At 43.5% G+C, this 19724-nt stretch carries 19 protein-coding genes; 1 reads left to right on the top strand and 18 read right to left on the bottom strand.

Translation table 11 applies throughout. The features are described from left to right. Positions 1-5: 5 nt before the first annotated feature. Positions 6-1061, bottom strand: coding sequence for a response regulator (locus IWA51_RS04875; RefSeq protein ID WP_198443436.1), 1056 nt, complete (start codon positions 1059-1061; stop codon positions 6-8). 95 nt (positions 1062-1156) lie between these two features. Here IWA51_RS04875 and tyrS point away from each other — a divergent pair, with 95 nt between their 5' ends. Then, the gene (gene tyrS, locus IWA51_RS04880; protein WP_198443437.1) at positions 1157-2401 is read left to right on the top strand and encodes a tyrosine--tRNA ligase; all 1245 of its coding nucleotides are present in this window, start codon (positions 1157-1159) and stop codon (positions 2399-2401) included. Positions 2402-2441: 40 nt separating this feature from the next. Here tyrS and IWA51_RS04885 read toward each other — a convergent pair whose 3' ends face one another. The 17 genes from IWA51_RS04885 to IWA51_RS04965 form a co-directional block, all read right to left on the bottom strand. Next, entirely contained in the window at positions 2442-2858 is a 417-nt protein-coding gene (locus IWA51_RS04885) for a ParB N-terminal domain-containing protein (RefSeq protein WP_198443438.1), read from the bottom strand. Positions 2859-2885: 27 nt separating this feature from the next. Continuing rightward, complete coding sequence (locus IWA51_RS04890) at positions 2886-5495, bottom strand: penicillin-binding protein 1A (protein ID WP_198443439.1); 2610 nt, start codon at positions 5493-5495, stop codon at positions 2886-2888. Positions 5496-5783: 288 nt separating this feature from the next. Beyond that, positions 5784-6758, bottom strand: a complete 975-nt coding sequence (locus IWA51_RS04895; protein WP_198443440.1) for a hypothetical protein — start codon at positions 6756-6758, stop codon at positions 5784-5786. A gap of 100 nt (positions 6759-6858) precedes the next feature. Further along, a complete protein-coding gene (locus IWA51_RS04900) occupies positions 6859-7800 on the bottom strand; it encodes a M23 family metallopeptidase (RefSeq protein WP_198443441.1) in 942 nt (313 codons plus the stop codon). Positions 7801-7879: 79 nt separating this feature from the next. After that, complete coding sequence (locus tag IWA51_RS04905; RefSeq protein ID WP_198443442.1) at positions 7880-8050, bottom strand: DUF362 domain-containing protein; 171 nt, start codon at positions 8048-8050, stop codon at positions 7880-7882. A gap of 81 nt (positions 8051-8131) precedes the next feature. Further along, entirely contained in the window at positions 8132-8962 is an 831-nt protein-coding gene (locus IWA51_RS04910) for an exodeoxyribonuclease III (RefSeq protein ID WP_198443443.1), read from the bottom strand. Between the two features lie 24 nt (positions 8963-8986). Continuing rightward, complete coding sequence (locus IWA51_RS04915; RefSeq protein WP_198443444.1) at positions 8987-9685, bottom strand: SDR family NAD(P)-dependent oxidoreductase; 699 nt, start codon at positions 9683-9685, stop codon at positions 8987-8989. Then, on the bottom strand, positions 9682-10485 hold the full coding sequence (locus IWA51_RS04920; RefSeq protein ID WP_230402713.1) for a VUT family protein: 804 nt from the start codon (positions 10483-10485) through the stop codon (positions 9682-9684). Before IWA51_RS04920 ends, IWA51_RS04915 begins: the two co-directional genes overlap by 4 nt. 195 nt (positions 10486-10680) lie before the next feature. After that, positions 10681-12327, bottom strand: coding sequence for an FAD-dependent oxidoreductase (locus IWA51_RS04925; RefSeq protein WP_177527439.1), 1647 nt, complete (start codon positions 12325-12327; stop codon positions 10681-10683). A 93-nt stretch (positions 12328-12420) separates the two neighbouring features. Then, entirely contained in the window at positions 12421-13101 is a 681-nt protein-coding gene (locus IWA51_RS04930) for a 4Fe-4S dicluster domain-containing protein (protein WP_198443445.1), read from the bottom strand. Between the two features lie 46 nt (positions 13102-13147). Then, entirely contained in the window at positions 13148-13978 is an 831-nt protein-coding gene (locus IWA51_RS04935) for an FAD/NAD(P)-binding protein (protein WP_177527441.1), read from the bottom strand. Further along, positions 13978-15015, bottom strand: coding sequence for a 4Fe-4S dicluster domain-containing protein (locus tag IWA51_RS04940; RefSeq protein WP_198443446.1), 1038 nt, complete (start codon positions 15013-15015; stop codon positions 13978-13980). The genes IWA51_RS04935 and IWA51_RS04940 overlap by 1 nt, the downstream gene beginning before the upstream one ends. Next, a complete protein-coding gene (locus IWA51_RS04945) occupies positions 15015-16004 on the bottom strand; it encodes a 4Fe-4S dicluster domain-containing protein (protein ID WP_198443447.1) in 990 nt (329 codons plus the stop codon). The genes IWA51_RS04940 and IWA51_RS04945 overlap by 1 nt, the downstream gene beginning before the upstream one ends. After that, the gene (locus IWA51_RS04950) at positions 15986-16438 is read right to left on the bottom strand and encodes a hydrogenase iron-sulfur subunit (protein WP_177527444.1); all 453 of its coding nucleotides are present in this window, start codon (positions 16436-16438) and stop codon (positions 15986-15988) included. Before IWA51_RS04950 ends, IWA51_RS04945 begins: the two co-directional genes overlap by 19 nt. An 18-nt stretch (positions 16439-16456) precedes the next feature. Then, positions 16457-18469 (bottom strand): CoB--CoM heterodisulfide reductase iron-sulfur subunit A family protein, encoded by a 2013-nt coding sequence (locus tag IWA51_RS04955; protein WP_177527445.1) that lies wholly within the window; start codon positions 18467-18469, stop codon positions 16457-16459. A 9-nt stretch (positions 18470-18478) separates the two neighbouring features. Next, positions 18479-18874 carry a 4Fe-4S dicluster domain-containing protein gene (locus IWA51_RS04960; protein ID WP_177527446.1) on the bottom strand — a complete coding sequence of 132 codons (396 nt, stop codon included), beginning with the start codon at positions 18872-18874 and terminating at the stop codon, positions 18479-18481. Then, entirely contained in the window at positions 18867-19703 is an 837-nt protein-coding gene (locus IWA51_RS04965; protein WP_198443448.1) for a CoB--CoM heterodisulfide reductase iron-sulfur subunit B family protein, read from the bottom strand. Before IWA51_RS04965 ends, IWA51_RS04960 begins: the two co-directional genes overlap by 8 nt. Between the last annotated feature and the right edge of the window lie 21 nt (positions 19704-19724).

Below are 19724 nucleotides of genomic sequence, written 5' to 3' on the forward strand. Positions count from 1 at the left end.
CTACGCTAGAATTTATATGTTTTTCCGTAGAATACCATAAGTTCTTCTTTTGCATTTTTCATTATTTCAATAACGTCGGGTCTGAATGCACCCCTGTCGTCCATTATTGAATTGTATGCAACAGAAAAGTTTGAGGCAGTAGGACTTTCTTCTGCAAAAAAGTGGGTGCAGAAATCAATTGCGAGTGAACACATCTGCGTGTAAATATTGTTGATTGTGTCTTTGAGTCCGTGCGGCATTCCCTGTCCGTCGTATCTTTCATGGTGATGTGCACACATGTCTGCAGCTGTCTTTACAAACAGACTGACTGCAGGGCTTTGGTTTACAGAAACAATTTCTGCTCCCGCCAGCGTGTGTGTTGTAGGAATACTTTCTGTGTCGGCAATCGGGTACTTTTTCTGTTTGTTTTCTGAAGGAACAGCCATTCTTCCTATGTCATAAAAGTATGCTGCCCTGCTGATTATTTCTATTGCTTCAGGGCACAGACTGCGCGGAGCCTTTGTTGCAAAGTATTCTTCAAGCAGAATATGTACAACTTCGCTTACATGGGTGTAGAGTTCGTCGGTTTTCTTTTGGTTTGCAAGAAATGTTCTGTAGACGCGTTTGAGTTTTTCTTCGTAAATAAGGGTGTTTTTAAGTTCGGCATCTGTAATATTGTTGGCCGGAACAGTAACTGCCGATGCAATTTTTTTTCTGTCAAAAAATGTCTTGAGTTTTGAAAGTATCAGCGTGCTGTCGTATGGCTTTTTTATAAAACCGGTTACTCCGTAGTTAACGGCTTTTTTTATGTTTTCTGTCTGGGTTTCTGCAGAAATAAGATAAACAGGCATGGACATGAGTCTTGTTCTGTTCGTAAGGTCAAGGGTAGCAAAACCGTCCATTCCGGGCATTGAAATATCAAGCATGAGCGCATCAATCTGAATCGAAAAGTTATTCAGAATTTCTATTGCAGAAAAACCGCTGTTTGCTTCTATTACATCATATGACTGTGAAAGTATATTTTTAAGAATCATTCTGTCAATGTCAGAATCATCTACTATGAGAATTTTAATGTTGGACATACATAAATTATATCATGGATATTGGTTTTTGCAAGACAATCTGTTATAATAGGCGGAACTGGGTTACCCAGAATATATAATTTTTAGAGGTAAAAATGAACGCGGCTATAGAAACGCTTAAAGAGCGCGGTTTTTTTGCACAGTGTACAGATCTTGAAGGTCTTTCCGCAAAAATGGATAAAGGACCGGTTACATTTTATGTTGGCTGCGATCCTACAGGTCCAAGTCTCCATATCGGACACATGGTTCCTTTTTTTGCTTTGAGGCATCTGCGTAACGCCGGTCATCATGGTATTGCACTTATTGGCGGCGGAACAGCCCGTATAGGAGACCCCAGCGGCAAAACTGAAATGCGCAAAATGATTACCTATGAGCAGATTGATTCCAATGTAGAAAAAATCAAGGCACAGCTCGACAGGTTTATTGGTTTTGACGGAACAACAGCATTAAGCGACAACAATAAAAACTGGCTTGCAGATTTGAACTATATTGATTTTTTGCGCGATATAGGTTCATGTTTTTCTGTAAACAGAATGCTTACTTTTGAAGCATACAAACAGCGTCTGGAACGCGGGCTTTCTTTCATAGAGTTTAACTACCAGCTTCTTCAGGCCTATGACTTTTACATGCTTCACCAGAGACACGGTTGCTGCCTTCAGATTGGCGGTGATGACCAGTGGGGAAATATTACTGCCGGTGTAGATCTTATACGCAGAAAACTCGGCGGAACTACCGAACTTAACAAGGAACATGAAGTCTTTGGCCTTACATTCCCGCTTATTACACGTTCTGACGGTAAGAAAATGGGCAAGACAGAAAAAGGCGCAATCTTTTTGGATCCGTCACTTACAAGTGTTTTCGAATTCTTCCAGTACTGGCGCAATGTTGCCGATGCAGATGTAAGAAAATTCTTCCTTCTGTTTACTTTCCTTCCTGTTGCAGAAATTGATTCAATAGTGAAGGGGGACATCAATGCAGCCAAGGAACGTCTTGCTTACGAAGTTACAAAAGAGATTCACGGCACAGAAGATGCCGACAAAGCTTTGAGTGGTGCGCATGCTGCATTCAGCGGGGCAGGGGACAAATCTTCCATGCCTACGGTTGAACTTTCAAAATCTCTTTTTGAAGCCGGAATGAATGTCTGTGATTTGTATTTTGAAACAAAACTCTGTGCCACAAAGTCTGATGCAAGACGACTTATTCAGCAGGGGGGTGCAAGCATAAATTCAAAGAACATTTCTGACGTCAAGGCTGTAATTTCACTTGCCGACGTAGATTCAGACGGTGAATTTGTAGTCAAGGCCGGTAAGAAAAAAATCTGCCGCGTGGTAGTTGAATAAAAAATGGCTGTCCAAAACTAATTGGACAGCCATTTTTTATTTACTTCTTTTTTGTAAACAGATTTTTGAAGAACTTTCCTATTGCAATGAATATTCCGGCCAGGGCTTTAAGAAATTTTATATACCACGGCGGGTTTCTGAGTTTTTCGAGCCGTTTGTAGCCTTCAAGAAGTTCTTCGTCGGTAAATTCTTTTCTCTGGTTGTTTTCTTCTATTTCAATTTCCATCTGCTTTACATTGTCTACGCTTGAGTCAAGCACGATGGCATTGATTTTTTCCCAGCCCAGAGCCTTTGCTGCTTCAAGCCTTCTTTCGCCTGCAACCAGTTCATACTTGGAATTTATTGTAATCGGGTTAAGAAGCCCGTATGTTCTGAGACTGTCCTTAAGCGGTTCAAGGTCGCCAAGATTTTTTCTTATCCTTTTTTTTACAACAACATCTTCAATTTTAATAAGCATATTCTATCTGATCCATAAAAAGGCATACTATTGCAAAAGCCAGTTGCTGAAGTCATCCGGCTCCCTGTCCTGAATAATCTGTGTATCATCAAAATCGCTGCTGCTTTCGTTCTTTAACTCAGATGAAGGTACATTGCTTTTAAGGAAGTCAAGGTTCACACTCAGACTGTCATCTTCTTTCTGAATGTCAAACCTGTAGCCTGCCTGAATTTTTTCACGCTGAAGCCTGTAAATTCCAAGATTTGCGCTTGTATTGTTTGCATGCTTTGTGCACGGTTCCTGCGGCTCTGTTCCGGGGTAGTAATATGCAGTAATTTTGTTTTCACCGCATTCCGGGGTAAGAAGACCTCCGCTTTGTGAACAGACGTCCAGCTGGATAAGTCCTTCCGGAACACTTTCTGCAAAGTTTTTGAAAGGCTTGTCCTTGTTGACTTCATACATGTAGTCTCCCCAGGCAACACCCGCAAGAGTTGAACCTGTAATGGAAAGTCCAAGAGACTGTCCCGGTCTGTCAAAACCAAACCAGAATGCAGCGGTGTAATAGGGGGTAAATCCCAGCGTCCATGCATCAGCCCAGTTCTGTGTTGTTCCTGTTTTACCTGCTGCCGGCATTCTGAATTTATTGCCGTCTTTGTCGGTAAAGTCAAATTTTGTATTGCGACCTTTGCGTGTTCCGAGCGTCCAGTAAGTTGAATTCCAGTCAGCACCGTAGCGCAGTGTTCCTGACTCAACGGTTTTTTTAAGAAGTTCCTGCATAATAAATGCTGTCTGCGGACTTAAAATCTGAATGTTCTTTCCTTTGGAAACCTGAGCAGCCCTTAATTCACGTTCAGGATTAATGACAACGTTTCCGTTTTTGTCAGCAACATTAAGAATTGCAATCGGTGTTACTTCTTTACCGTTGTTTGCAATCGTTGCGAATGCCTTTGCCATTTCAACAGGTCTTACAGAACATACTCCCAGTCCAAACGGATATACCGGCAGGAAGTTGCGTTCGTCAAATTCAGAAGGTTTTATTCCAAGCAGTGCTGACGTTCTGTTAATTGCAGCGTCGAATCCGATTCCGTCCAGAACTTTTATTGAAGGAACGTTCATTGAATGTGCAAGCGCATACCAGAGTTCAACATCGCCTTCCCACTGTCCCTTGAAGTCCTGCGGAATATACGGCGTATTGTCTTCCTTGTAGAAAACCTGCGGTGTGTCACTGATGATTGTAGTCATGGTGTACTCGTGGGTATCAATGGCCGCAGAGTAGTAAAGCGGTTTGAACGTTGAACCAGGCTGGAGTTTTGCCTGAACTGCACGTATAAACTGATTTTCCTGGTTGTATTTTGAACCGCCGACCATCGCATCAATGTAGCCTGTTGAGTTTTCAAGTGCAATCATTGTTCCTTCGATGGTAGTGCGTTCTGCATTCTGTTTTATTAAAGCATTTCCCTTGTTGACTATGCCTGTTTTGAGCGGTTCAATTCCGAACATAAGCGACATTACGTCTACAACAGGGTTAATTTCGTTTCTGTACTGGCTCAGGACCGAAGACTGTGCACGCTGTTCGCTTACTTTCATGCTTGGCAGGTTGAATACAAGGCTTACAAGTTCTGAAAGCGGAATGTAGTTTTTGAATGCATCTTTTTCATGTGCATTCATTGTTCTCTGGTAAAGTCTGTTTGCCGTGCGTATGTAGTTGTCCATAGTTTCCTGCGCGGCCTTCTGGTGCGAAAGGTTGAGTGAAGTGTTTACGGTGAATCCTCCAGTGTAAATGTCTTCTTTTCCGTAAAGCATGTCGCTCAGTTCGCGGCGCACGTATTCGCTGAACCATGGTGCTTCATCATTGCGCATTGCATAGGCAGAAGAATTTGTTCTTGTATAGTCAAATTCTGCCCAGTAGTTGTCAAAACTTTTGTCTGCTTCTTCTCTTGTTATGTAATTTGACTGTACCATTGCATCAAGAACATCTTTTTGTCTTGCCATGGCTCTGTTTGGATATTCAAACGGGTTGTAAAAAGCAGGGTTTGAAAGCTGAATTACAAGAATTGCTGCTTCTGCGGGTGTAATTGCGGTTGCACTGTGACCAAAATAATACTTGCTTGCTGCATTGACACCGTAGGTTCCGCCACCAAAGTAAATTTTGTTCAGATACAGTTCAAGAATTTCGTTCTTTGAATAATGGCGTTCCATCTGGATTGCCCACCAAAGTTCCTTGAGTTTTCTTTTGATGGAGTATTCGCTTCTGTCGCAGTAAAGTGTACCTGCAATCTGCTGTGAAAGCGTGGAACCTCCTCCAAGTGAATTTCCTGTAAGAACACCAAGAACGGCTCTGGTAAGTGCTTTTGCGCTGAATCCGTGGTGGCTGTAGAAGATTCTGTCTTCGCGGGTAAGAAGAGCGTCTATCATGTGCTGCGGAAGTTTGTTCAGGGCAATGATTTCTCTCTTTTCGTCACTGGCAAATTCTGTTATAAGTTCTCCGTTTACATCAAGAATGCGGGTCGGAAGAGCTGTTTCAAAACTGGTGAAATTTTCTGTATTAATTGTATTTAAAGTGGCTGCAAGTGCCCCGCCCAAAAGAGAGCCGATCAAAAGGGCATTAAAAAACAGCAGGCCAACAAGAACCAAAGGCCAAGTTTTTCCTTTTTTCATTCCTTTATAATAGAAGAAAAAAGCCCTGTTGTCAACGTTGCAGGGTTTTGTGTACAGTTTGTGAAGTGCAGAATTTATATGTAAACTTGCTTTGTCAGTAAAAAAAAAGACCGGTTTTTAAGCCGGTCCTGCCCTCTCTGGGCTTTTCCGGACGCCAATGGGTGGGAGGGGATAAAATTGGGCGTCCGGTGCTGTCAATGGTCTTACCAAAGCAACCATTTTAATTATCGGCAGTTAAGGCTGAATCTTGAATTAATTCGGGAGGAAACACGCTGTTGGTGTATCCTGTTATTCTTCTTCAGAAACAACAGCGTCCATACTTACAGAAACATTGTAATTTATTCCGTTTGCGGCTTTTAGTGTTTTTACTATTTCGTAGTTTCCGACGACTATTTTTATGGTATGGTCACCCGGAACAGTCGGAATAAGCATTTCATAGTTTTCTACAGGAGTTTCGTCTATAAAAACAAGGCTTCCCTGCGGTACAAAGAGTCTTATCATGGGCGTAATATCCCTGAAGAGAATATGAAGGTTTTCTGTTTTTGCCTTTTCAATTGTTACGGTGCGCAGTTCGTTTCTGTAAAAGTCGCTCACTATGCTTACATCGTGGGAGCCTGTATCCAAAAGAATTCCGCCTTCAGGATTAACGTTTGTTCCGTCCACAAAGGTTGTAAACGGCTTGAGTTCTGTTCCTTCGGGAGGTTCTGTCTGAATGACAAGACGGCCTTTGTTTTTGAGTATGGGCTTTGCAGAAACAGAAATCTTTGCGTTTGTAAGTTCGTCGCCGGCACCTTTCATTGCAAGCTGGAATCTAAGAAAAATAAAACCCTGTTTTTGTGCATCGCTTATTTTTATAAACTGCGAATATGCATCTTCTTTTATATCTGAATCTTCAGATAGCGGAATTTTTATAATCTGGCTGAGTCTGTTTGCGAAAGTTCCGACGAAAACCCTTTTTCCTGAATAGTCAATGCGCTTTTCTGAAGGAACAGGTGAAATATCTTCGTAAAGGGACCATGCCACGCTGTCACGCCATTCCGTAACTATTTTGGGAACTTTTATTGTTATTTCCAGTCCCTGTACAAAAGTCATGTCCTGCGGAAGCGCAAGAATTACTGAATCGTTTATTCCGACAGAGACAGACTGGTTTTTATCTTCTGTTTCTGCACCCAGAAGATTGGTTTTGTGTACGCGGAAATCTTCGGCAAATGTACAGGCGGTGAGAAGCAGAAATGCAAAAACCATCTTTCCTTTTAGTTTCATTTTTATATTATAACTCTAATACGGCGTGTTTTCTAGTGGTTTAGGCGTTTGACTTGGCGGTTACCCGGGCTTTTGCAGCAGTTTTTATGTAATTTTGGGCTTATTTTTTCAGAATTGTCAAAGGATCCGTGTTTCTGCCCGAAACTTTTACTTCAAAATGCAGGTGCGGTCCGGTAGAAAGGCCTGTTGTTCCGACAGTGCCTATTGGTGTTCCTGCAGAAACATTCTGTCCTTCTTCAACAGATATTTTTTCCATGTGGGCATAAAAAGTGCGTATTCCGCCGGAATGTTCTATTTCGACACAGTTTCCGAAGACAGGATCACCGGTTTTTGCAGATACTATTGTTCCCGACTTGCAGCTTTTGATGACAGAACCTTTTTTTGCGGCAAGGTCAATTCCCCCGTGCATCATTTTGCGGCCGCTTATGGGGCTGTTCCTTATTCCGTATTCCGAAGAAACCGTATATTTTTCAAGCGGGAAAACGATTTCTTCCGAAAGAAAAAAAGCCCGTTCTGAAGGACTCAGTTTTTCTCCTCTCAGAAAAGAAATTTTTTTTGTCCCGAGAGTGATTTTTTCTGCACTCGAAATGCGTTCTGTTCCGTATTTTCCTGCAAGAAGAACCTGAAGACGTCCCTGAGGCGGCTGTGAAATAAAAATTCCGTCAGCCGAAGGAAGATAAAGTTGCTTTTCGGTTATATCTTGGTCTGCACTGTCTATTGCGTTAACGGTCGCAAGCGTTTCCTGCCTTATACTGCATCTTGCCGCAACTGAAATAATGCTGTCTGTTTTTTTTGCCTTGTAGCCGAACAGAAGAAGCGGATTTTTTTTACCGAGTGCCCACGCTTTGTTTGAAAGCTGAACTTCATCCTGATATTGTGAAAAAACGAAATTTCTGGAACTTAAGTCTGAAATGTTTACAATCGGTTCAGCAGTGGCGGGCAGGACTGAAAGTAAAAACAGGATAAAGAGTTTACAGGCCGAAGCTTTTTGTTTTGAAGAAAAAAACTGATAAAAGGTGGAAAGTAAACTGGAAAACCGCATGAAATGTATTACTGTTGGAAAAAAAAACTGCAAAAAAAAACAGGCCCCTTCCGGAACCTGTTTGTGCATATTCCGCAGATTATTCTTCGGAGATTGCTCCAACCGGACAAGCAGAAGAGCATGAGCCGCAGCTTACGCATTTTTCTGCATCGATTGTGCGCTTTCCGTCTGCTTCGGAAATAGCTTCTGAAGGACACTCGCTTTCGCAGGCGCCACAGTTGATACATTCATCGGAAATTTTGTATGCCATAAATAACCTCTTTGATAGTATGATTAATAAAATCTAGCATAAATCCTGCAAAAAATCAATTGCCCTTTATTCATGCCGAATTTATTCAATTTCGATTTCAACAGGGCAGTGGTCGCTTCCCGTAACGTCCTTCAGAATTATGCTGGATTTTACTTTCTTTGCCATTGACTCGTTTACGCACAGGTAGTCCAGCCGCCATCCTATGTCCTTTGCCCTTGCATTGAATCTGTAACTCCACCAGGTATAATGTCCCGGTTCGCTGCAGAATAATCTGAATGAGTCCTTATAGCCGTGTGTCGTAAAAAAATCCATCCAGGCACGCTCTTCGGGAAGATATCCTGCATTTTTTTCATTTGCCTTTGGGTTTGCAATGTCTGCCGGCGTGTGTGCAATGTTGTAGTCGCCGCAAAGTACAACGTCGTATCCTTTTGAAACAAGTTCATTGCACTTTTCATAAATGCAGGCGCAGTAACGGAGCTTGTAGTCAAGTCTTGCTGCTTCTGCCTGGCTGTTCGGGAAATATGCAGAAATTACAGCCGTCTTTCCGAAAAAAGCAATTGTTGTGCGGCCTTCATCGTCAAATTCGCTTTCCCCAAGGGCTGTAACAGAGTCTGGCTCTTTGAGTGAATAAATTGCCGTTCCCGAGTAGCCTGGTTTTTTTGCAGAGTTAAAGTATGACTTGTAAACTGCACCTTTCTGTTCACTCTCCAGTGCAGCTGCAAAAAGCGGGGCATCATTTTCCTCTTCCGCAGAAGAAAGTCCCGGAGCAAGAAGTTCAGGCGAAAGTTTGTCAGGAGAAGCCTTTGTTTCCTGAATGCATACAACATCAGCGCCGCAAGAAAGAAGCCAGTCTGTAAAACCTTTTTTTTCTACGGCGCGGATTCCGTTTACGTTCCACGATATGATTTTCATTCCACTAGATTACATTCAGCTTGACTAATTTTCAAGAGGTTTTTCTTCTTCGGGCCACACAAACAAATCCATGCAGTTTCTTTCACCGCCGGAAATATCAATAGCCTGTCCCGTACAGAACGTGTTTTCGGCTGTCATAAAGTGGCACCATTTTGCGGCTTCTTCTGCTGTTGCCCATCTTTTTAAAGGAGTAACGTCCATTATTTTCTGCCAGAGTTTTTCGTCTTTGGTAACGGGATTGTTCAGCTCTGTAAGAACTCCTCCGAAACAAAGTGCATTGCATGTTGCCCTGTATTTGTTTGCAAGAAGAATTGCGCAGTTTTTCATGTACCCGTTTATTCCGGCTTTGGAAACAACGTATTCCGGAAACTCATTGCCTGACATTGCCGAAACCGAACTTATGAAAAGCACCGACTTTATTTCTTTCTGGAACGCATATTTTTTGGTTACGGCCATTGTTCCCAGAAGATTTACCTTAATGTCGCTGTCTGTTCCTGACTGAATTCCTGCGTTGTTTATGAGAATCTGTATTCCGTCAATTTCGGGAAGACTTTCAGGAACAGAAATGTCTGCTTTGAAATGCGTGTATTTTCCGCTGAATCCTGCAGGATTTATTGCAGTAGGATTTATGTCAATTCCAAAGACGTCATGTCCGTTTTTCAGAAACAGAAGGGCAGTTTCATATCCTATTCCCGAAGCCGTGCCTGTTATTAAAACTTTCATTTTGCCTCAATTTGTTCAGCATTTATCTGTTTTTTTTGCAGAAAGTCAAAATATTCTTTACCGACGTTGTCTTTTTCCCAGCCGACGACAATTTTGTATCCTATTCCTGAAAAAAGAACTTCGCACAAAAGTTCACAGACAGCACCAATCGCCGAACATACCAAAACCTGCGTCCACGTCCAGCCGAAGAATATTTTTGACACAACAGTTGCAAATACAAGATTGTCTGCAAACTGGGCAATTGCAGTAGAAATATAGGAGCGTACGGCAAAAGAAAAGAAACCGTCTTTTTTGAAATGCTTTCCAACAGCTTCGTTAAGAAATGCGTTTATTATTGAAGAAATTATAAAGGCCAGGGCTGAACCTAGTACCACGTACCATGAGCCGCCGAATGTTGCGTTCAGGGAATCGTTTACCTGCTGGCTCTCTGTTGAATAGAATTCTCCCCATTTTCCGGGAGCCAGGGAGAGAAGGGCAAATGCTGCACATACAAAAAGGTTCATTGCAAGTGCCAGAACAGAAACTTTTATGGAAGCTTTTGCTCCCCACCGCTTGCAGATAGTGTCCATGCACAAAAACATAATCCAGCTGAATACGAATCCGCAGTCAAGGGCAACATATTTGAAACTTACCAGTTCCTTGTTTGCCATAAGATTTGCACAGACAACAGAAAGAACAAAAACAGCAATTGTTACTGAAGGAATATTTCTAAGAAGATATTTGTAGTCTCTCGCTGAATCCGAGAGTATTTTTTTTAAAGTACGCATAATGACGGCAGAACGCGTAGGCAATTCCGCCATGCCTCCTTAAGGATTTTGATTTTTAGTGCGCAGTATTTTTTGAGGGATCATAAACTGCGCAGAATAGTTTACCAAAAGTCAGAAAACGTACGTTTTCTGACTTTTGGTCTGTTAATAATTCGGCTTCCAAAAAAACAGGGTTTTTGGAGACTAAAGGGAGTCCCTAAAAATTGCCATTTTTAGAGATGTCCTGAATTATTTTGAAGCTCCTGGGAACGGTGATTTCTCGAATTCCTTGTTTCCGTGAGTGTATGAAGGAAGAATCTTTGGCGAAACTGCGTCACCCTTGATTCCTGCTGCATCGCGCTCTTTTTCGAAAGCTTTTACATGATCAAGATTCATTTTTGATGTATCTGCAAGTGCAATGTTCTTAATCATCTTTCCTGCTTCGATTCCGGCTTCACGTCCAAATACTACAACGTCAAGAAGGCTGTTTCCCATAAGACGGTTTGTTCCATGAACTCCGCCTGAAGCCTCTCCTGCTACGAGAAGATTTGATACGTTTGTATGACATGTCTTGTCAATTTCTACACCGCCGTTCTGGTAGTGAAGGGTCGGGTAAACAAGAATCGGTTCCTTTCTGATGTCAATGCCGTATTTAATGAACATATTGTACATTGCAGGAATTGACTTAAGAATTGTTCCTTCACCGTGGATCATATCAATCATCGGAGTGTCAAGCCATACTGCATCCTGAACATCGTTCTTTACACCGCGTCCGTTGCGTACTTCTTTGATGATTCCTGAAGCGTTAACGTCGCGTGTTTCAAGAGGATGAATATATACTTCACCGTCTTTATTGATAAGTTTTGCTCCGAGTGAGCGTACCTTTTCTGTAACAAGTTTTCCGAGAATCTGTGTAGGGTATGCAGCTCCTGTAGGATGGTACTGGAGTGAATCCTGGTAAAGAAGCTTTGCTCCAGCTCTGTAAGCAAGTACAAGACCGTCTGCTGTTGCACCGTAGTGGTTAGATGTCGGGAATCCCTGGTAGTGCATGCGTCCTGCTCCACCTGTTGCAATAATTACAACTTTTGCTTTTGCAATGCGGACTTCATTTGTTTCTATATTCATGAGAACAGCACCGCAGGCATTTCCCTTTTCGTCCTTGATGATTTCTACAGCTGCAGTAAAGTCTACAACAGTAATCTGGTCAGGGCGGTTAAGAACTTCATCACGGAGAGTACGCATGATTTCGGCACCTGAATAGTCCTTGCAGGCATGCATTCTCTTGCGGCTTGTTCCGCCACCGTGTGTTGTTACCATTGTTCCGTCTGCTTCCTTGTCGAATTCAACTCCAAGGTCATTGAGCCACTTGATAACAGAAGGAGCCTTATTTACAAGAGTGTAAACGAGCTCCGGCTTTCCGTCAAAGTGTCCGCCTCCGAAAGCGTCAAGATAGTGCTGTGCAGGGCTGTCATTCGGTTTGTCTGCAGCCTGAATTCCGCCTTCTGCCATCATTGTGTTTGCATCACCGATGCGGAGTTTTGTTGCAAGAAGAACTTTTGCTCCAGCTTCGCTTGCCATGATTGCAGCAGATGTACCGGCTCCGCCACCACCGATTACGAGAACATCTGTTTCGTAGTCAACGTGTGCAAGATCAATGTGTTCCGGCTCGAATCTTGGTTTTGCCTGAAGCATTGCTGCAAGTTCAATAGGAGCCTTCTGTCCTTTGTTCGGTCCGATTTTGAGCTCTTCGAACTGGCTTGCAATGCGGTCCGGGTGATATTCTTTAAGGAGCGCGTCCTTTTCATCTGCAGTAAGACGAGCGTGCTCGAATTTAAGGTTTTCTTCGCGTTTTGCAGCAACAATTTTGGCTGCTTCGTCAAGATAATTTCCGTACATGTATATTACCTCTGTAAATTAAGGTTTGTGCAGACAACGTGTGCCTGCGCTAAAACAACTTTTGTGCAGAACAGCCGTACAGGCCGGCTGCTGTTATTTTTCTATGTCTCTTGTGTTGTAGAGTTCCTTTATCTCGTCAAGAGGCTTGTTCATGATGTTCTGGATCATTGCTTCAAGCTTTCCTGATTCAATTTCTGCTACACGGTCAAGAAGATGCTGGCTCTGTGGCTGAATGTATTTTCCGTTCAGGCGGCGTGCAAGTTCTGCAACCTGCGGGTGGCTTATTCCTGCAGGACAGCGGCTTGAACAGCATCCGCACATTACGCAGTCAAAGGAAAGATCTGCACACTTTGCAAAGTCTCCGCGCTGGGCATATGCGATGTACTGCATTGTGTTAAGACTCTGCGGACATGCTCTTGTACAGGCATTGCATCCTACGCATGAATAAATCTCGGGGTAGAGCTGCATCATTACAGCCTGTTCCGGTTTCATTGTATTAAGGTCATAAACCTGTTTTACGAGAGGGAAGAACGGAAGAGTTGCAATGTACATGTTGTCTTCGACTTTCTTTGAACATGCCAGACATGTCTGAAGCTGGTTCTCGCTCTTAATGCGGTAAATTGTTGCACATGCACCGCAGAATCCGTTACGGCAGCCGCAGCCTCTTTTGAGCTGGTAGCCGGCGTATTCCATTGCGTTCATAATTGTAAGTTCTGCCGGAACTTCATATTTCTTTCCGAACAGGTATATTGTTGCCATCTGTTTTTCTGACATATTTACTCCTTATTGTAGCTTTTATAACTTTATCTGCCCGGCAATATTAATATTCCGGAGGAAGCTCTCCAAGCTGGTCAAAGCTGAAAACAGGTCCGTCTTTGCAGACAAATTTGTTTCCAATATTGCATCTGCCGCACTTGCCGATTCCGCACTTCATTCTCATTTCCATTGTTGTGAAAATCTGAGTATCCTTGAAGCCCAGTTTCTTGAGAGCATCGAGTGACAGGTGGATGAGGATTGGAGGTCCGCACATGATTACGGTCATGTCAGGGTTGGGATTGCATTCCGTAACAAACGGGGGAACAAAACCAACGTGGCCGTCCCAGCCTTCTTCTGCACGGTCTATTGTAAGGTCAATCGAACAGTTTGGCTGTTTCATCCAGACATTCTGCATTTCTTCCAGGCGAACAAGATCTGCCTTTGAGCGTCCGCCGTAAATAACCTGAATGCGGCCGTAGTTTTCGCGCTTGTCCATCATGTAGTTTACTACAGAGTGAACAGGGGCAATTCCGATACCGCCGGCAATTACCAGAATATCTTTTCCTTTAAGGGCACCTTCTACAGGGAATCCGTTTCCGATAGGTCCTCTTACGCAGATTTCCTGACCGACTTCAGCATTGTGAAGCCATTCGGTAACGCATCCGCACTTTTTGATGCTGAATTCCATGTGTGTTTCAAGTGTCGGTGAGGAAGTGATAGAAATCATTGACTCTCCGACTCCCGGAACTATAAGCATGGCGCACTGTCCGGGAATGTGCTCAAAAAGCTTTTTTCCGTCTTTGCCTACAACACTGAATGTTTTTACGTCCGGTGTTTCCTGACGGATGTCGATAATTTTTCCGACATAAGGAATGAATGATTCGTTCTGTTCCATTATTTTTCCTCCGCGGCTTCTTCGTTGAACGCCTTGATTACCTTGACAATGTTCATGTTGACAGGGCAGCTCTCAAGACATCTTCCGCAGCCTACGCAGGAACACAGTCCATCGTGTGCCATCGGATAGTATACGAGCTTGTGCATGAATCTCTGGCGGCTTCTTTCTTTCTGGGTATGGCGTGGGTTTTCTGCAGCCATCTGTGTAAAGTCGTTGTACATGCATGAGTCCCAGCAGCGCACCTGTTTGATTCCGTTTCCTGTGTCAAAGTCGCGTACGTCAAAGCACATACAGGTAGGACAAACATAGGTACATGTACCGCAACCAAGACAAGCCTCGCTTACACGGTCCCAAACCTTTGAGTTAAAGACTTTCATCATGTTCTTTCCGTCGAATTTGGAAAGATCAAGGTGTGCAAACGGAAGCTTTTCGAGTTTTTCAGAGATAGCCTTCTTTTCTGCGTCAACTGCCTTTTCATCTGCTTCTGAAAGAACAGATTTTACACTTTCAAGAAGTGATTTACCCTTGTCTGTGTTTGCAAGGAAGTAATATGTTCCGTCAGCAAGCCAGGCAGAAACATCACCTGCAGGATTTGCCGCATCAATTTTGTATGTGGGGCAGAAGCAGGTCTGTGCAGGTTCAGAGCAGGCGAGTGTAACTACAGTTCCATGATCGCGTCTGTTCTTGTAGTATGAGTCAACCGGAGTCATTTTAAGATAAACATTGTCGATTATCTCAAAACTCTTTGCGTCACAGGCTCTTACTCCGAATACAACGAAGTCTTCCACATCTTTGCGCGGATCTTCAACTGTAACTGACTTTCCGTCAATCTTGTAGTTTACAAGGTTCTCTGTCTTTGGAAAGAAAAAGTCTTTGGCAGAGCGTACAGTTTTGAGCTGTGAAGAAAGTTTTGTTCCTTCACTCCATTTCTGGAAGTTGGCCTTTCCTGAAGTATTGTCAACAGGTATGTAAAGATTCTTTGAAGCGGCAACAGCCTTGAAGAATCCGTCGATTTTTTCTGCTGAAAGAGAAAGCATTATTCTTCACCTCCTTCTTTGTCTGAAGAGCGGTCGTATACGATTGTAGGTTCCGCATCTCCTTCTGTGAAAGTAAGCATCGGAGGCTTGGTCTCCATGTCGCTTCCTGCAATATAAGGTCCGTAAATTTCGTTAATGTCCTTTGCAAACTTGCGGTTAAGCAGATGAAGCGGAATATGTTCCGGACAAACGCGTGAACATTCACCGCAGTCAGTACAGCGTCCCGCAACATGCCATGCACGTATAATGTGGTAAAGGCTTTCTTCGAAAGAAGTCTGAGCCACTTTCTGTGATGTATAAAGCTTGTTGTTGTCGAATACGCACTTTTCGCAGGTACAGGCAGGGCAAACATCGCGGCATGCATTACAGCGTATACAGCGGCTGAATTCGTTCTGCCAGAAGTTATAGCGTTCTGCTGCAGTCATTGCTTCAAGCTTTTCTACTTCATCAAATCTCTTTGATTCCAGAACATCGCCTTCTTCACCAATGAGTTCGTCATAAGTGATATGCTTTTTGCTCTTGCAGACTGAACATCTTTCAGAAATTCCGTTTGTTTCCGGATCTTTCATTCCGTCACAGGGAATTCCCACTGCATAGACATCGTCACGTGCAATGCGGTTTTCCTTCAAAAGTTCTGTAAAACTGTATGTGTCACAGGGCTTAAGGAAAACAAGAACCTTTTCGCTTGGTATGGGCTGGTCCTGTGCATTCGGGTCACGCTGCTTTGCCATCTTGTTGTTCATTCTGACAGTGCTTTTCTTTGTTTCGATTTCTCTTGTAATTTTTACCAGATACTTTGAAAGGTTTGCACCGCAGTTTTCATCATAGACAAAGTTCTTCTGAAGATCATCTGCAGAAGTGAAAACACTTGGAGTAATGTCATAGTCGAAGAGACCTTTTCTCCAGCCGACAACTTTCTGTACACTTCCGTCAGAAAGCTTCTTTGAGGCTTTTTCTATGAGAGTTGATGTCAGTTTGCTGTCTTGCATCTTACGTCCTCCAGCTTTTTGTTTTCGCCAAGCTCTGTAATCTTAGATACGAAATCGTTCATGATTCCAGCAAAGCGAACACCTTCCGCAGCTGAACACCATTCAACTCTTGTGCGGCCTTTTTCTATTCCAAGATAGTCCAGCATGCTGAACAGAAGAGTCATTCTTCTTCTTGCAAAATAGTTTCCGGTAGAGTAGTGGCAGTCTCCGGGGTGGCATCCGCAGAGAATAACTCCGTCAGCACCACGCTGGAATGCACGCAGAATAAACAGCGGGTTCAGTCTGCATGAACACGGAATGCGGATTATTTTTACGTTTGCAGGGTACTCAAGGCGGTTGTTTCCGGCAAGGTCTGCTCCTGCGTATGAACACCAGTTGCAGCAGAATGCTACGATTTTTGGTGTCCAGTTTGGATTATTTGTTTTGGTTTCCATAAGCAATTCTCCAGTAGGTTAAAGTACTGAATCCACCTCCGCAAGAATCTGTTTGTTGCTGAATCCGTTAAGATCCATTGCTCCTGAAGGACATGCTACAGTACATGCACCGCATCCCTGACACATTGCTGTGTTTACCTGGGAAACGTGGCGTGTGATTGTCGTGCGGTTTGGTCCGCGGAAGTCCTTGTCTATGTAAGAGATAGCTCCGTACGGACAAACATTTGCACACTGTCCGCAGCCGTTACATGCATTTTCATCAGGATGGGCTGTGCACGGATTGTTCTTGAGCTTGTCCTTTACGAGAAGACAGATTGCCTTTGCAGCAGCACCAGATGACTGTGCTACGGTTTCAGGAATATCTTTTGGTCCCTGGCAGCAGCCTGCAAGGAAAATTCCGGCAGTAGGGCTTTCTACAGGGCGCAGTTTTGCATGTGCTTCAAGGAAGAAGTCATTGTTGTCCATTGAAGTTGTAAGCATTGTGGCAAGAGGTCTTGCGCTCTTGTCTGCTTCGATTGATGCAGCAAGAACAACCATGTCTGCCTTGATATGAATCTGTCTGTTAAGGATAAGGTCGCTTCCCTGAACGTCAAGTGTTCCGTCGCTCATTGGTGTAACTTTTCCTACCTGACCTTTGATGTAGTGAACACCGTACTGTTCAACTGCACGGCGGTAGAATTCATCAAAGTTCTTTCCCGGAGTACGAACGTCTATATAGAAGACATAGCAGTTTGTGTCAGGGTAGTGGTCGCGTGTAAGAATAGCGTGCTTTGCAGTATACATACAGCATACTTTTGAGCAGTACTCGTGACCCTTTGTTGCATCTGCGGAACAGCGGCTTCCTACGCACTGTACAAAAACAATGTTCTTTGGTTCTTTTCCGTCTGAAGGGCGAAGAAGGTGACCGTTTGTAGGACCCGAAGCATTACAGAGACGCTCGAATTCAAGAGATGAAACAACATCGGGGCTCTGTGAATACGCATACTCATCAAACTTTGTAAGTTCAATCGGGTTGTATCCTGTAGCAACGATGATAGCTCCGTACTTTTCTGTGATAACTTCATCCTGTGCCTTGTAGTTGATTGCTCCAGCACCGCAGGCTTTTTCACAGAATCCGCATACATTGTCCTTGCCTTTTGCAAGAGCCTGCATGTGAAGACAGTAGTTTGCATCGATTGTGGCTACCTTTGGAACAGCCTGTGCAAACGGAATGTAAATGGCCTTTTTGTTGTTCAGATTAAGGTTAAAGTCATTCGGAACCTTTTTCATAGGACACTTTTCGATACATTCGCCGCAGCCTGTACATTTTGTTTCGTCAACATAACGTGCGTGGCGTTTGATGTCTATGCTGAAGTTTCCGATATATCCCTTTACGCCTACAACTTCTGAATAAGAAAGAATGCGGATGTTGGGGTTCTGGCTTACTTCTGTCATCTTTGGTGTAACAATACATGATGCGCAGTCAAGGGTCGGGAATGTCTTGTCGAGCATAGCCATTTTTCCACCGACTGTAGGTTTCTTTTCTACAATGTCAACGGGGAATCCTGCATCTGCAATGTCCAAAGCGGCTGTAATTCCTGCAATTCCACCACCAATAACAAGTGCCCTCTTTGTAACAGGTGTTTCTCCTGCTGTAAGGGGAGTGTCAAGAATAGACTTTGCTACGGCAGCCTTTCCGAGTGCAATGGCTTTTTCTGTTGCCTTTTCTACATCCTTGAGAACCCATGATGTCTGTTCGCGGATGTTTGCTACTTCTACTTTGTATGGGTTAAGACCGGCTCTTTCTGCACATGCGCGGAATGTCTTTTCGTGCATACGCGGTGAGCAGGAACAAAGAACAACGCCTGTAAGCTTGTCGTCCTTTATGTGGTCTTCAATCATTTTCTGTCCGGCAGAAGAACACATGTATGTGTAATGTGTTGAATAAACAACACCGTTTACTTTTCCAAGTTCTTCAGCGACTTTTGCTACGTCAACCGTACCGGCAATGTTAGTGCCGCAGTGACATACGAAAACACCAATTCTTTCCATCTGTCACTCCTATTTTCTGTATTTTCTGAATGCGCTCATAAGAAGCTGCTGGGGTGTGTCATCATCAAGCTTTTCAGGAACCTGAACAGGATCAAGATGAAGCGGACCTCTTTCGCGTTCTACAACAGTACGAACTGCATCGATAAGCTTTGCAGGTTCAACCTGGCGCGGACATCTTTCAAGACACGCAAAGCATGTAAGACAGGTGTAAATGGACTTGCTTTTAAGAAGGCTTTCAATTTCGCCGTTTTCGACCATCTGCACAAACTGATGCGGGTGATATTCCATGGAATCGTAGTTCGGGCATGTGCCTGAGCATTTTCCGCATACCATGCATTTTTTTGTGTTCACACCGCTTGTTTCAAGGATAAGATCCTTGTATTTCTGAATTTCAGAGTCAAGCATCAGCGTTCTCCTTAATTCCAAGAGCTTCGGCAAGAAGTTCTGTAAAATAAATTACATCGAGGTTGCTTTCACCCTTGTTCTTTATAAGATTGTAGCGGCAAAGAGGGCAACTTGTTACAAGGAAGTCTGCTCCCATGTCCTGTGCGTTGTCAAGAATTGCCCTGGCTCTTTTCTGCGGAATTGACGGATCTTCAAAACCTGCATATGCACCGCAACATTCATTGCGCTGTGAGTAAATTACAGGAGTTCCACCGATTGCCTTGATAAAATCTTCTATTATCTGGGGGTTTTCCGGATCATCAAATTCCATTACTTTTCCGGGGCGAAGAAGAAGGCATCCGTAATAGGCACCGATTTTCTTTCCTTTGAACGGATTCTTTACGGCTTTTTTTACATTGTCCCAGCCGATAACATCGCGGAGAACTTCAAGGAAGTGCAGAACTTTTGTTTCTCCGTTGTATTCGATTCCGTCCTGCTTGAGATAATTGTTAACGTGAAGAACAGTATTTTCATCATTCTTCATGTCATCATTCACCTGTTTGAGCACGTTGTAGCATGCAGAACAGAGTGTTACGAGAGTCTGGTTCTTATCTCTGGAAGCCGCAAGGGCACGGACAGAAGGAAGCTTGGAGGCAATTTCGTTTTTGCCTGTTGTGTACACACCGCCACAGCACTGCCAGTCTTCGATTTCTTCAAGATTGAAACCGAGAGCCTGTGCGCTCAGACGACCGTACATGTCCAAGTCCTTTGCCTTGTTCTTGAGCGTGCATCCGGGAAAATAAGAATAAGTAAGGTTCGCTGAACCTTCGTTTGTCTTGTTGTCACCCATTCTTGTTTCTCCAATATATTT

Source organism: Treponema peruense (assembly GCF_016117655.1).
Lineage (GTDB): Bacteria > Spirochaetota > Spirochaetia > Treponematales > Treponemataceae > Treponema_D > Treponema_D peruense.